The following is a 13,203-nucleotide window of genomic DNA, read 5'->3' as shown; positions in this document are numbered from 1 at the left end:
TCAGGCGGGGATCATTCGAGCGGAGAAGAGACCGCAGGTCAGAGGCAGTAGAACGAGGCGTCGACGAGGAACTGCCATTGCTCGCGGTCGGAGTCGTGGTTATCCACGAGCAGCGGGCCGACGATGTCGTCGGCAACCAGGAACGCGTGGCCGTCGACCGCGGCCGGGGCGCCCTTCAGCGCTGCGACCGCGTTCGCGTAAGCGGTCGCGGCGAGTTCGGCGGCCTCGTCGGTACCGGCATAGATCGACGCTGAGATGCGGGGGCTGTCGAGCACGTCCTCGGCGACCAGATCGGCGGCGCGGCCGATCCGCGACAGGAGCACGTAGGCGCCTTGGCCGGGGGAACGCGGATGCTGCCGGAACGCGCCCAACGCGATCGGCCGACCAGGGCCGACGAGGTCGGGTTGGGCGGTGATCCAGGCGCGGACGAGGGTCACGGCGGCGACGTAGCCGGGCACGGTCAGGCTCCGCGAAGGTCTTCGAGCGCTGGCCGCAGGTACGGCTGAGCGCTGGTGCCGGGGTGGTTGACCTTCTTGGCGAAGTGCACACGCCCGTCGGCGCCGACCCATCGCAGCCAGCCGCGAGGGTTCTTCGGCCTGATCACATGCGGTCGCGTGCCTACCTCGAGAAAAAGGCCTAGCGGCTCGCCTTGTGGTGTTTTGGCTGGTGATGCGATGTCGGTGTAGAGGCCGATCGCGTCCCGGTGGAGTTCCCAACCGATTTTGGAGCGGGTATAGCCGGATGGGCGGCCGCCGGAGCCGCGCGGGGAGACCGGGCAGCGCCGCTTGGCGCCCTGGGTGACGATTTCGCCGTAGCGGGCCATCTGCCGGCCGACCGGCCCCTGGGGACTCTTGAAGATGCGGTCGAGTTCAGCCTCGTTGAAGTCGATGCGGAAACCCCGGCCACCTGCTCCAACCGCCACATCAACCTCCTTAGAGGGGGTAGTCGCCGGGCCAGGTCGGGTCCGGCATGGCCCACACCGGCAGCAAGGATCCGTCTGTGCCGGAACCGGCGTCGTTGACCGCGTTGATGAGCCGCTGCAGGGCGTCGTTGGCCTGCTGACGGAGATGTTCGTAGACGCTGACGTCGGCCTGCCGGTCCGGGTAGGCGAGCTCGATCGAGGCGGCGGCCAGGAGCGCGGCAGTGTCCGTCGCCATCCCGGTCAGGAACGCCGGCGTGGCGGGCAGCGTCCCGCCGATCGCGGCAAGCACCTCACGCACAGCACGGTTAATGTGCCGCATCGCCTGCTCGCCAGTCGGCGTCGTGGACGCGTTGAACGTGCCCAGCAGCGTGTCGTCGCTGGGGGTGTCAGCCGATCGGGTGCGGGTGGGGATGTGGTCGGCGACCTGCTCCAGCAGTGGAGCCCACGACTCAGCCACAACCCCTCCTCACACGGTTGCGGGCGGCCCGGCCGGCGGCTACGGGGGAAACCATCCGACCGGACCACGACCTACTGCGGCTGCTGGCCGCGGACGTACCGGTCCAGCAACTGCTCCCGTGTCATGTCGTCGAGCTCGGCCTGGCTGGCGCCGCGGGACACCCCGTAGGCGACCAGGTCGGACTTCGAGGAGCGCGAGTTGACCGCCGCAGGCTCGGCCATCTGGACCGTGCTGGCCTGCTCGACGTCTTCGGGGGTCTGCGAGGACGGCTCGTTGTCGCCGCCCTCCTCCACCTCGACGATCATCTTGTTGGCGAGGAGATGGTCGATCTTCTCTTGGGGGACGTCGTCGGGCAGGAACGCGTCCTTGTAGAAGGTGCCGAGCGCGGGCCCGGCCACGGTGTTGATGGGGATGTGGACGACGCACGGCGCCGTCACCTGGTATTTCGCCACGTCACCCACCTCACGTGCCGGTGATCTTGCGTCCGGCGCCTGGCTCCTGCACGACCGGGACGGTCAGCCGACGGCCGCGCAACTCCCACGCGTCGCGGCTGTCGAGCCGGGTGGTGCCGACTTGGACGGCCATGTCTCCGACCGTGTAGCCGGGGTCGACCTCGGCTTCGTCGGCCATGCCGCCGAGCTGCTTGGAGTCGAGGATCCACACGTCGTCGGACGGCAGCGCGGAGAGGGGGGCCACCACGACGGCCAGATCGTCAATAACGTCGATCTTGCCGGTGTAGACGGGGTTGTCGGTGGACTCCCGCCTGCGCAGGTTGGCGATGTTCGGGTCGGACGCCATGTAGGCGTACTTGGTGGACGACAGCAGGATGGTGTCGGGCATGTAGCCCTGGTTCAGGTCGATGATCGCCGCCTTGGCGAGTTCGATGTCGCGCAGGATCGCCGCCGTGGTCGCGTTGTTCCAGGCGGCGGTCGCCGCCCCGGACGCGGTGATCGCCGACCCGACCGCGGAGATGGTCACGGAGTCGACCTGCTTGATGATGCTGTTGATGACCTTGCGGAGGGCGCGGTCGACCGCGTCGCCCGCATACACCGACCGCTTGATCTCCTCATCGGTCAGGTCGACCGCCTGCCCCCACTTCTGCACGGCGGCCACGGCGGCGGTGCCGGTGCCGGGCACGTCCTTCGGATAGGTGCTGCCAGGCGGCACGGATTCGACCGGGCGGGCGTTGACGATCGGTTCGCTGACCTCGTACATGACAGCGCCGCCGCTGGAGCGGAAGCGCTGGGTGAGGATCTGGTCGGACACGAACCGCAGGTCCGTGAAGGTGCGCAGCCGCCTGCGGATGGCGGTCGGCTGCTGCAGGAAGCGGCTGATGGTGAGCAGGTCGCCCGAAAGGGTGGGCGGCGCCGGAGGGTATGTCCCAGGCATTCCTTATCTGTCCTTCCGGGTGTTAGCGGCCGATCCAGCGGCACTTGTTGCCGGCGGTGGCGGTGGACACGGCGGTGCCGATGAGATGGCCGGCCGCGGCCAGCGTGCCGAGCGTGCCGGAGTCGACCCCGCCTGAGGCGGCGGAGGCGAGCGCGGCACCAGCGGTGACACCGGCCGGGGTGGTGGTTTCGTGCATGACTCCGGAGATGGGCCACACGGTGACCCGGGTGCCGGAGGCGGCGTCGAAGGCTGCCACGCCGACGACGGAACCAGAGGCACCAGCGGTGGGCGCGACGGTGCCGACGCCGGAGGCGTGCACCACCTGGCCGCCGGTGATCGCGGCAGAGGCGGTCATGGCGAACGGCTCGGCGCCGCCGTAGTACACGGGCGTGTAGTCAGCCATGGCTTAGACCGCCTTCCGGGAGAAGATGCCGTCGTACTGGGAGCCGTCGTCTGCCTGGTCGGTCGGCTCGCCGCCCGGCTCACCGACGTCCTCGAGCGGCACCAGCCCGGGCGCCAGCGAGGCGAGAAGCTCGCGGGTGCCTTCGGGGTCGGCGGCCCATGCCTTCTGCCAGTGTTCGCGGCGGGCGGGCGGCGTCTTCCCGGCTCGGATGGCGTCGTCGATGGTACGGTCGCGGTCCTCGGTGAGCTGGCGGGCGCGGGCGGCGACGCCCTGCTCAGCCTTCTCCCGCAGGTCGGCGAGGGTGGCCTCGTCGATGGCGACGGTGCCGGGCGGCAGTGCCGCAGCGGCGGCTACCGGTTCCGGCTGCGGGGTGGGCTCGGGCGGCGGCGCGGTCGCCTTGTCGAGCAGGTCGTCGATGGCCGCGAGGATGGCCTCGTCGCCGGCCTCGGCCTCGAGGCCGAGCCGCTCACGCAGGCCCTCGTCCAGAGCCATAGTCGCTCCTTCGGTTGGTGGGGTGGGCCCCGCGGCCGGCTCGACCGGGGGAGACAAAGATGCCTCCGCCTGTGGGGCGGAGGCGTTGGCGGTTTCGCCGGCGAGATCGAGGAGGCTGTCGGGCGGGTCCTCGTCCAGCTCGTTGCGGTAGAGGCTGGCCAGCTTTCGCGCGGCGGCCTGCTTCTGGTCTGCGGTCACGCCCTTGAGCTGGCCGATCCGGGCCGCGGCGGCGTGCACGGCGTTCCGGTTGAGGGTGCCGTCCGGCTCCCGCACCGGGAGCTTGCAGGCGGACTTGGCGTCGGGGTCGCCGTCGTGGGTGTGGATAAGGCAGGCGCGATGCCACTGGTCGACGTCGTAGTCGGCCTGCGAGAAGTCGGACCAGGCGGTGTCGGAAACCGAGGCCGCCCGCGTCTGCTGGGCGGGGTCGGGGCGGGATTCGGCGCGGGACGCGTACACGATCGTCTGTGTCGCCGCCGCCGCAGTGACGTCGGCGGGCACATCCTCGTACCGGATCTTCACCTCGACCTTGTCGCCGAAGCTGAACTCATCCTCGCCGTCCACCTGGACAGGCACCCGGTGGTACTTGCCGGTCGTGTCATCCACCACGATCAACTGCAGCGGGGACAGTTGCATCTCGCAGATCCACTCCTGCCAGGGCGCCTTCTCGTAGTAGGCGCGCCGCACGTCCTCGCTGGAGATGCCGGCGGCCACCTCGGCTGGTCGCGGATTGGGCATGGAGGCTGCTCCCTTGCTGGCGTGGACGGTGACCGTGACGCGGCCCGGCACGTCGTCGGCTGCGGTGGTGGAGGCGGCGGTTACGCCGTACAAGGCGGCGACGTCTTGAAGCGACCGGAGGGTGCCGACGCCGGGCGGTACAACACCGAGCAGCGACACCGCTGTGATCACAAACGGGTGGGTGTGGCCCAGCTGGCATTTGTGGTCGAACACGGCCTCAATCGACCGGTCCGGGTAGGCGGACGGCAGAATGTCGCGCAGCCAACCCGGCATGCCCACGTAGTCGCCCACCACCGTGTTACCGGAGTCGGCGAGCATCATGTTGTCGATCCAGCCGACCGCGGGCTCGCCGTCCCACCGCATGCCGTGCTCGTCCGGATCCGGCTCCGCATGGCCGAGCTTCAGAACGGGTCGGCGCACAGCCGGGCAGTCGACGGCGGCGACCGCGGAGGCGAGGTCGTCGCGGCTGAACGTCACCCGGCCAGTCGACAGATCCCATTGGCCGGCCTGCACAAGTTCGACGCCTGGCAGCGACGCGAGCGGCGGCGCCTGCGGCACAACCAGATCGGCCACGTCAGATGACCTTCAGCAGTAGGAACACCATGATGGCGATCGCCAGGATCAGGATGACGATCCCGAGGGCACGCTCTGGAGTCACGATCTACACTCCCTCCGGCCAAAGAGCTGCCACTATGCCGCGACAGCGAAGGCGTCCCTGGCAGCTGATGTAGCCGCCGTTCGCGTACGCGGCCTTGGCCTCGTCGAGGCTGTCGAACGCGGTCCCGTCGATCTCCAGGCAGCTCGGACAGGTGCCGGAGTCGAGAACTTCGCTCGCCAGATATTGGGCTTCCGGTGCGACGTCGAGCACGGCGAACCGGCCGGACGCCTGCGCCTGCGACAGGGCTGCACCCAACTGATCCCGCAGGAACACGTCGCTGAGGCTTTCCAGGTGGGCGGTGACACCGTCGGCGACCTGCTCGCCATCCGCGCCCGGCACCGCCAGGCGGAGCGCTTCGCGCCCGGCCGCGCCGGACAACCACCCGGCCAGCAGCGCGGCGATGGCTCGCGCGATGGCGGTCAGGCCGACCTCGTCCGGCTCCGGCGGGTCGACGTCGACGCCCTGCGATGCGGCTTCCGCAACGAGCTGCCGGATCGCTTCCCTGGCGACATCCACCATGGCCTCGGCCAGGAGAACCGCCGCGGCCGTCGTGTCGAGCACAATCCCGGCGAGCGCGGTCAGATCCCCGGCGTTGACGAGCGCGGCTATCCGCTCAGCGAGCGTGGAACGCCAGTCTGCGCTGATCTCCTGCCAGTCGCTGAGAAGCCTGTCGAGCGAGTTCTCCCAGACGGCGTGGATGGCGTCCGGGTCGATCCCGGCCTGCGCCTCGAGCAGGGTGAGTTGGCGTCGCTGCCCGCCCTCCGATGCGGCCTGGGCGCGCTTTTGGCGGGGGCGGCGGCGCGGCGCGGCGTGCACCGGCGAGGCAGGAGTTGGCGCCGCTATCGGCGCACGCTGCTCCTTCTGCGGCAGTTTCCACGTGTTGCGGACGAACGCCTCCAACTCGGCGTCCGGGGTGATCGCGCCGGCGCGGATCAGCATGTCCAACGCCTCAGCGGTGACCTCTTGGCGGGAGCCGACGTCGGCGACAACGATCCTGGGCGCAGGCTCGTCCTCGCCCCAGTTGTAGTCGACGAGCTGGGTGACGATCCCGTCCATGCCCGGCTGGCCAGAGGTGGCGGTCTCGGCGATCTCCTCCGCGACCGCCTGCAACGACAGAAGGAACATGTCCTTCAGCGAGTCGCCCAGCGCGCGGGAGCCGTTCGGGGTTTGCCCCAGGTCGAGGAGACCGGCGAGGGCTTGCTTGGCCATCTGCTGGTCCAAGTAGCTGACGAACGCCATCACGTCCGGCACCGAACCGGTGAGCCCGGTGAGGGACAGTTTGAAGCCGGGCGGCAACCCGACTCCGGACTGGTCCCCGACGCGGATCGCGGACGCCAGCCGCTGCGCCTCCAATACCTGGGCGGGAGTCGCAGAGGTTGGGGCTTCCACCGAGGGGACGCCCATCCCGAATCTGCGGATGGATGTGGCGTTCACCCTCCACATCTCATGCTTGATCAGCCAGGGGCCGTAGGCGGGCCGCAAGATGCTGAGGCCTGCCCAGTTAGCTCCTTCGCGTTCGTTGACGTACCAGACGAGCCGGTCGGCCGGGATCTTCTGCGTTGTGCCGACGTCCTGCTGGACGGTGTCGATCGTGCCGTCTTTGCGCAGGTTGATGGCGCCGATCGTGTGGGGAAGCCGTTCGCCGAGGTTGATGAGACGCGCCTGCCCGTTGACGATCTCGTAGCGGCGTTCGAACGGCATGAACCCGTACACCAGCGACTGCAACGCGAGTCGCAGGTGGTCGGCCCAGCGCACTCCGCGCCGGCGCGCCGGGCCGGGCCTGTTGTCGGCGCCGAGGATCGGCAGCCCGAGATCGTCGGCGACGAGCTGGACAACCTCGTCGCGGCAGCCAGCCGGGTCAACCGACCAGGCGGCACGCCGGATCGGCAGCGTGTACGCCGATAGGACGGCCTTGAGTTGCGGGTCGTGCCGCATCCTGGCGTAGGTCTGCACCGACTGGGGCCAGATGAGGTCGGGGATCTGCTCGAGCAGGTCGCCAAGCCAGTAGCCGTACACCTGGTCGAGGTAGCCAATGTCGCGGGTGGGGGCGTTGACCGGCATCGACTCACCCCGCCTAATAGTCGATCGCCATCAGATCGAGGCCCGCGCTGCTGCCGGTCGCGGCCGTGTACGCCTGCTCGATCACGCCGTTGCCGTAGCCGGAACTTGCGCTCGGGCGCCGCTGCCTCTCCATGGGCAGCCAGTGGGCGCCCGCCACCCGCGCCGCATACGCGACCACGTCCACGACGTCGTCGTGCGCACCGTTCGGGAAGGACAAGAGCTCGTCCCGCCAATCGGCCCAGTCCGGGAACCGGTCCTCGGGCGGAAACCACAGCCGCCCCGAATCCGCCCGCGCAGTGGCCGGCAGCGCCCTGGTCACCTTGTCGGTGTCGGCGTGCAACTCCTGCACGGGAACACCAGCCGTGCCCGCCTCATACACGAGGGTGGTGCCGAACATGCGCGACTCGACGAACACGACATCGGCGGCCCACCGCTCACGCAGCGCCCGCACCGCGGGCCAATGCCCGGCCGGGTCCATGCGCTCGCGGACCCCGTCCAACATGATCAGGTCGCCGTCCGGAGCGATCGCCCACACCGCCGCCACCGTGTAGTCGGCGCTCGTCCTGGTGCTGGCGGCGAGGTCGACAGTGAGGAACCGCCAACAGTCCCGCAGATCGACGACCCGGCCGTCGAGCAGCAGCCGCTCCTCCGCACCCTTCGACCAGTGGCGCAGACTGTGACGCTTGAACAGACCACCATCCGCGGGGGCCGGCCGCTGCTGATACAGCGCGGCCCACACGTACTCGCCGACGTCAGCTCGGATCTTCGCCCAGTCGCGGTGACCGCGCGCCGACTCCATAGCCTGACCCGGGCGGCGGCCGAGCGGATCGTCGTCGGATTCGGCGATCGCCGGAATCGATACGACCCGCCACCTGCCCGCGTCCTGGGCGAGCAGCCGACCGGCAAGGTCCTGTTCATGCCAGCGGGTTTGGATAAGCACCACCTTGGAGCCCGGCCCCAACCTGGGGACAGCGACGGCCTGCCAGAACCGCCACGCCCGATCCCTGTACGCCGCCGACTGTGCCTGCTCCAAGTCCTTGATCGGGTCGTCGATGACCATGACGTCGACCGGTTTGCCGGTCAACGCGCCGGCGACACCGACACAGTAGACGCCGCCCCGGTGCCCGTCGATCTGCCAGCGGCCCGCCGCCCGCGAGTCGGCGCGCAACCGGATGCCGAGGTCGACGCTGCCGTCGGCGCCGTCGAAGGATTGGGCGTCGAGTTTGATGTCGGCGCCCCACCGGCGGGCCATCTCGTCCGCGTACGACACGATGGCGACCCGCAGGTCCGGGTTTTCGACGAGCAGCCATTCGACGAACCGGTGCGAAACCCGCACCGACTTGCCCTCCTGTGGGCTCATGAACACCATGAGCCGGTCGATGGCGCCGTCGGCCAGGGCGACGAGTTCGCGATCGATGACGTCCAGCGCCGGGGTTTGCACGGTGGTTGGGTCGAGTGCGCGGGCGAGCGCCCCGGGCGTGGGCCAGCGGCGCGGTCTCGGCTGGAAGTGGCGGGCGGCCACCTCCCACGGCGACAGGACCGTCATGGCGTGCCGACCGTCAGCAGCCCGGACCGTCGGACCGGGCGGCGGCTGCCGATCGTGACCCGCGACCAGATCACATACACGCCGGGAGCGAGCGGCACATCCGTTCCGGCTCCGACCAGCAGCGACGCCTCATCATCCACCCACGTCGCATTGCGGTAATCAGCGTCGCCAGGCTCCCCGGCCGACGGCGGGACGATCGCGATCTGCACCGGCTGGCCGACCGCGTCCGCACCCCACCGCACGTACACGTCCTCTTTGCTGGTGGCGGGCATGTACGCCATCAATGCCTCCCCAACCGTGGCGGCCCCGCAGTCCAACCGGTCGCGGGCGGACGCACCCCTCTCCGCGTCACCCGGACCGTGGCAGGCGAGAAGCCCAGCCGCGGAGCCGACGTGGGCGGAACCGTGACCGGGCCGCTGTCGACGACGAGCACCAGGTGCGACGCCAACGCCAGGTCGGCGCGGCCTGCGACGGCGATGCGGCGGGTGCTGGCCACCGCGGCTGCCAGCCCTACCGGGGTTCGGCCCGCCACGGACGCGATCCGGGCAACCGTCCCACGGCCGACGAATGCGGCACAGCAGGTGGTGTTGCTGCTCGCCCAGCGCGCGGTGGACGCCCGGCCGGTGACGGCGAGCGTGGCCGCGGCCTGCGCGGCGGCGCCCCGGCGAGCCGTCGCGGTGCCGGCGACCAGCAGCCCGGCCAGGCCGACCGGTACGGCGCGTTTGGCTGCGGCGCCTCGGCCTGCCACGGAGAGGAACCCGGCGGCGGTGACTGCGCGGACGATGAGTTGCGACCGGCGCGCCGACAAGGCGAGCGGCGCCGACCCGACCGCTGGGGCGCGCTTCACGGGCATTGAGGTCGCGGCCGAGGCCAGCAGCCCGGCGGCCGCAGCCTGAACGGTCTTGGCTGTGACGGCGCGGCCGGTCAGCGCGAGTCCGGCGTGGGCGGTGACCGAGATCGTGTCGACGCCGCCCGCCGTGGCCGTCGAGCGGAGCGCGAGCGGCGAACGGCCCCCCGCTGCGGCGAGTTTCGCTGCGGCGGCCTGCTGGGCAAGAGCGAGCCTGCTGTGGGCTGCCGCCGCGGCGAGATGACGGGCGGTCGCCGACGACGCCGTCGCGTACGCCGAGGTGGCGTTGGCCGGTAGCGTCTTCGCAGCCGAGACAGGAACCGCCACCCCAAGGGTGCTCGAACCGGCCGCGGGCGCGCTCTTGCGGGCAGTCAGCGGCGACGCGAAAGCGGCTGTGCCGGTCGCAGATGCCGGTTTACGAGCTGTTTGGGCCGCGACCCCGGACAGGGCCGAGTGCGAGGCCGCGGAACCCGGTGCGGCCTTCCGTGCCGCAGCGGTCGAGGATACGGCGGCGTCCGCTCGACCGACCGCGGACGCCCGGTGTACGGCCACGCCATACGCGGCGGCGGCGACCGTTGCCCGGCCCGCCGAGATCGCGGTCTTGGCGGTCGTGCCGGCGGCGGCGCAGGCGAGGACACCGCGCAGCGCGGCGGGCATCGTCTTGCGGGCGGCCGCCGTCGCTGTGGTGGCCAGCAGGTTGCGCCCGCCCGTCAGGCCGACCTTCCGTGCCGCCGCGGACGATGTCGATGCGGTGGCCGCGCGGGCGGTCGGCGTGGCCACCTTCCGCGCCGTGACGGTAGCTGCCTCTGCGGTCGTTGCCCGGCCAACCGCCGGAGCGGTCTTCCGCGCACCGCCCGTGGCGGCCAGCGCGGTCGACGCGGTGGCTGATACGCGCGCCACCTTCACCACGCCGGCCCGGGCCGCCAACGCCTGAGAGGCGGCGCCGGTGACGGCCGCTGTGGAGCCGGTAGCGCTCGAGCGGGGCAGCAGCAGGATCGGCACCGGCGGCCTCCCCGGCTAGAACAGCTTCAACATGAGGGCAGGCATGTTGTTAGCGACGTTCGCAGGAGTCAGAGCAGGGGCGACGTCAGCGAGCGCACCGGTGCCTTGGGACGCGAGCTGGTAGCCGCAGCCCAGCAGCACGAGACCTGTGGTCTGGTTGACGTTGGGGAGCTGGAACGCCGAGGGGCCGTTGAGTTTGGCGACGGCCTGGGTTCCGGGATGCGTGATGCACTTGATCGACAGCCAGTACAGGCCGGGATCCAGCGTGATATTCAGCGAGCCGGTGCCGGAGGTGGGTGACGCGGCGATCACGCCGGCGGTTGGCGGGATCGTGAACACGCCCGCGCTGGTGACCTCGGTCACCAGGTTTTGCGGGTAGCCGAGCCAGCCGACGTCGTCGTAGATGCCCCACCGGATGGTGTCGCCGGTGGTGCCGCCGGTGGTGACCGGGATGCCGATCTGGATGTAGCGTTCCCGGCCCTGGGACACGATCCACGGCAGCCAATACTGCGTCTGGACGGTCATCACACCTGCTGTGCCCTGCGAGGTGTGCTCGGGCGCGTACCAGATACCGGTGATCCGGTTGCGGATCACCGCTCCCTGCCGTGGCGAGGGAACGTTGAAATTGACGGCGATGCCGTGCTCCGTCGTCGGACTCATCCGGCGCAACGCCGTCATGCAGGCGTCCGCGCACTTCGCCGACCCCAGCTCGTTGGGATGCAACCCATCCCAGAAATAGGCGGAGGTCTTGTTCAACGCGCTGTCGATGTCGGCGACCTGCACCATCGCGTCGAACTCGGCGACCAGCGCGTTGATGTCGCCGTTGAGTGCGACGACTTCGGCGTCCTTGGCGGCTTCGGTGCCGGTCCAGTTGGTGTAGATGGCGTACCCGTTGGCGGGCAACCGGGCGACGTTGCACACGATGATCGGAGGCGCGGCTTTGGCTTCCAGCCACCAGCAGTCGAAAGCGACGGTGCCGCCCGAGTCCAACTGGGTGACCGTCACGGTGATCGTCTGTCCGGCGTTGGCGGCGGTCAGGTTCGTGATCCGCTTGACCGCTTTGCTGTGGTTGAACAGCACGTTGTTGATGTTCGACACGGAGAAAGTGCCGGTCACCCCGGCTGTGCCGCCGAACGTGACGGTGCCGCCGTTCGTGGACTGACTGTCGAAGCAGATCACGACCGGTTCGCCGGCGTAATCGCTCGGCAGGGTGATCGTGAAGTTGGCGTTCGTCAACGCGGTCGCCGCATGTGTGCTGCTGCCGAACGACCAGTTGGAGGTGCCGTTCACCTGCGTGAACCCGGCACCGTAGGCGATGCCGGACGCTGACGTGTTGTCCCAGACGCGGGCGGCCCGCCACAAGCTGATGCAGGCCCGCATCGTGTGGATGAAGTTGGTCCGCAACGCCGTAAACGTGGACGGCCCGGTGCCGTTGCCGCCGAGGTCGTTGATGCCGTAGCACATCAGCAGCGCGCCGCCGTCCGCCGTGTACGGGGCGCCCCGTCCGGTGTTCTTGCCGCACTCCTGGAACACGCGCCCGAACCCGCCCAGCTTGCGGCCCTCCAGGATCAACTGGGCGCCGGACACGGCCCGGTTGCGCCAGTTGGTGTATTCGATGTCCAACATCGCCCGGAAGATCGCATCAAACCGGCCGGTCTGATCCACGCTGCCGCCGGTGAACTGCAGGTAGGAGTGGCCGAACGTGTTCCACATGTCCGGGTTGGAGTAGACGGCGCGCGGGGAGATCGGCATCGTTCAGCTCGCCGTCGCCAGCGTGGTCAGGATGGTGCCGCCAGCGGACTGGCCCAGCATGCTGATGGCCAGGGTGGCGAGTTCGGGCGGCACCTCGTACCGGTCGCCCGGATCGAGATACCAGTGGTGGGCGGCCGCGGTCGGCGCGGTCGCGTCGAACCGCAGGTAGACGCGGGCGCTCGCCAACGAAACCATGACGACGGTGAGGCGGCCTGCGTCGGCGGCGATCTGCGAGGCGGACGCTGTCGTGCTGACCGTCCAGGTGTTGGTGGTGATGGCGGTGGCGCGCGCTTCGCGGACGATCTGCTGGTGGTCGCCGCCCGCGATCTGGTACGTGTCGATGTTCGCACCGCTGCCGGGGGTGATCGGCACTGCGCTATCGGCCACGACACCCCCCAGCGTGAAAACGAGTCGGCGTGGCCGGCGCGGCGGCAAGGCCGCGGGCCCGAACAGCGGCATGTGTCACAGTTCCCGCACCCAGAGCGTGCCGCTCAACGTGACATCGTCGGCGACCGCGGTGATCAGTCGGACGCATAGCAGGTCAGCTTCCGCCGTCTTCGGCCTCATCAGTTCCGGATAAATCTCCGGCAGGCCTGCGCGAATGTTGAACGTGTCGGCGACGAGAGTGACGGCCGTCCCGGCGCTCGCCGGGGTCGACGACACCGTCTTGGCGGTGAAACTGGCCGCCCCGTCGCTAGGGTCCAGGGGGCGCGGAGTCGTGGCGGTGCCGTTGCCGGTCGTGGTGTTGCCGCGGACAATCGCGTACTCGAGCATCTCTTCGCCGGCATCGCCCGTCTCGCTCTTGTTGCCGAGCTTCACCGCCACGATCTCGACGGGTTTCCCTGCGGCGGCGTCCAGCTCGAACAGGTCGTAGTCGCCGGACGCGGCGGCGATCGTCTGCGCCTGAAACACGACGGTGTAGACGCCTCTTTGGGCTGC

At 70.0% G+C, this 13,203-nt stretch carries 14 protein-coding genes; all 14 read right to left on the bottom strand.

The annotated features are described in order from the left end of the window. Positions 1–38 precede the first annotated feature (38 nt). Positions 39–458 (bottom strand): hypothetical protein, encoded by a 420-nt coding sequence (locus ID574_RS08025; RefSeq protein ID WP_188188051.1) that lies wholly within the window; start codon positions 456–458, stop codon positions 39–41. A 2-nt stretch (positions 459–460) separates the two neighbouring features. Beyond that, positions 461–922: a hypothetical protein gene (locus ID574_RS08020; RefSeq protein ID WP_188188050.1), complete on the bottom strand. Its 462-nt coding sequence runs from the start codon at positions 920–922 to the stop codon at positions 461–463. A 10-nt stretch (positions 923–932) separates the two neighbouring features. Continuing rightward, positions 933–1,379, bottom strand: coding sequence for a hypothetical protein (locus ID574_RS08015; RefSeq protein ID WP_188188049.1), 447 nt, complete (start codon positions 1,377–1,379; stop codon positions 933–935). Between the two features lie 71 nt (positions 1,380–1,450). Then, positions 1,451–1,831 carry a hypothetical protein gene (locus tag ID574_RS08010; RefSeq protein ID WP_188188048.1) on the bottom strand — a complete coding sequence of 127 codons (381 nt, stop codon included), beginning with the start codon at positions 1,829–1,831 and terminating at the stop codon, positions 1,451–1,453. A 10-nt stretch (positions 1,832–1,841) separates the two neighbouring features. Next, the gene (locus ID574_RS08005) at positions 1,842–2,768 is read right to left on the bottom strand and encodes a phage major capsid protein (RefSeq protein WP_188188047.1); all 927 of its coding nucleotides are present in this window, start codon (positions 2,766–2,768) and stop codon (positions 1,842–1,844) included. A gap of 22 nt (positions 2,769–2,790) precedes the next feature. After that, positions 2,791–3,171, bottom strand: coding sequence for a capsid cement protein (locus ID574_RS08000; RefSeq protein WP_188188046.1), 381 nt, complete (start codon positions 3,169–3,171; stop codon positions 2,791–2,793). Between the two features lie 3 nt (positions 3,172–3,174). Beyond that, positions 3,175–4,971 carry a phage protease gene (locus ID574_RS07995; RefSeq protein WP_188188045.1) on the bottom strand — a complete coding sequence of 599 codons (1,797 nt, stop codon included), beginning with the start codon at positions 4,969–4,971 and terminating at the stop codon, positions 3,175–3,177. Positions 4,972–5,059: 88 nt separating this feature from the next. Next, positions 5,060–7,117, bottom strand: a complete 2,058-nt coding sequence (locus tag ID574_RS07990) for a phage portal protein family protein (protein WP_442939242.1) — start codon at positions 7,115–7,117, stop codon at positions 5,060–5,062. Positions 7,118–7,130: 13 nt separating this feature from the next. Next, on the bottom strand, positions 7,131–8,663 hold the full coding sequence (terL, locus tag ID574_RS07985; RefSeq protein WP_188188043.1) for a phage terminase large subunit: 1,533 nt from the start codon (positions 8,661–8,663) through the stop codon (positions 7,131–7,133). Beyond that, complete coding sequence (locus tag ID574_RS07980) at positions 8,660–8,944, bottom strand: hypothetical protein (RefSeq protein ID WP_188188042.1); 285 nt, start codon at positions 8,942–8,944, stop codon at positions 8,660–8,662. Before ID574_RS07980 ends, terL begins: the two co-directional genes overlap by 4 nt. Continuing rightward, positions 8,944–10,512 carry a hypothetical protein gene (locus ID574_RS07975; protein WP_188188041.1) on the bottom strand — a complete coding sequence of 523 codons (1,569 nt, stop codon included), beginning with the start codon at positions 10,510–10,512 and terminating at the stop codon, positions 8,944–8,946. The genes ID574_RS07980 and ID574_RS07975 overlap by 1 nt, the downstream gene beginning before the upstream one ends. Before the next feature lie 15 nt (positions 10,513–10,527). Next, positions 10,528–12,264 (bottom strand): SGNH/GDSL hydrolase family protein, encoded by a 1,737-nt coding sequence (locus tag ID574_RS07970; protein ID WP_188188040.1) that lies wholly within the window; start codon positions 12,262–12,264, stop codon positions 10,528–10,530. Between the two features lie 3 nt (positions 12,265–12,267). Next, positions 12,268–12,651 carry a hypothetical protein gene (locus ID574_RS07965; RefSeq protein ID WP_188188039.1) on the bottom strand — a complete coding sequence of 128 codons (384 nt, stop codon included), beginning with the start codon at positions 12,649–12,651 and terminating at the stop codon, positions 12,268–12,270. Between the two features lie 75 nt (positions 12,652–12,726). Next, positions 12,727–13,176 carry a hypothetical protein gene (locus ID574_RS07960; RefSeq protein ID WP_188188038.1) on the bottom strand — a complete coding sequence of 150 codons (450 nt, stop codon included), beginning with the start codon at positions 13,174–13,176 and terminating at the stop codon, positions 12,727–12,729. Positions 13,177–13,203 lie beyond the last annotated feature (27 nt).

The organism is Nonomuraea sp. SYSU D8015 (genome assembly GCF_008065375.1).
Classification (GTDB): Bacteria; Actinomycetota; Actinomycetes; order Streptosporangiales; family Streptosporangiaceae; genus Nonomuraea.
This window is presented reverse-complemented; position numbering and strand designations above follow the sequence as displayed.

Bases quoted from the DNA above. Each gene is read 5' to 3' on its own strand.
- terL (WP_188188043.1), bottom strand. From the start codon at position 8,663: ATGACGGTCCTGTCGCCGTGGGAGGTGGCCGCCCGCCACTTCCAGCCG.
- ID574_RS07990 (WP_442939242.1), bottom strand. From the start codon at position 7,117: ATGCCGGTCAACGCCCCCACCCGCGACATTGGCTACCTCGACCAGGTG.
- ID574_RS07980 (WP_188188042.1), bottom strand. From the start codon at position 8,944: ATGGCGTACATGCCCGCCACCAGCAAAGAGGACGTGTACGTGCGGTGG.
- ID574_RS08005 (WP_188188047.1), bottom strand. From the start codon at position 2,768: ATGCCTGGGACATACCCTCCGGCGCCGCCCACCCTTTCGGGCGACCTG.
- ID574_RS07970 (WP_188188040.1), bottom strand. From the start codon at position 12,264: ATGCCGATCTCCCCGCGCGCCGTCTACTCCAACCCGGACATGTGGAAC.
- ID574_RS08000 (WP_188188046.1), bottom strand. From the start codon at position 3,171: ATGGCTGACTACACGCCCGTGTACTACGGCGGCGCCGAGCCGTTCGCC.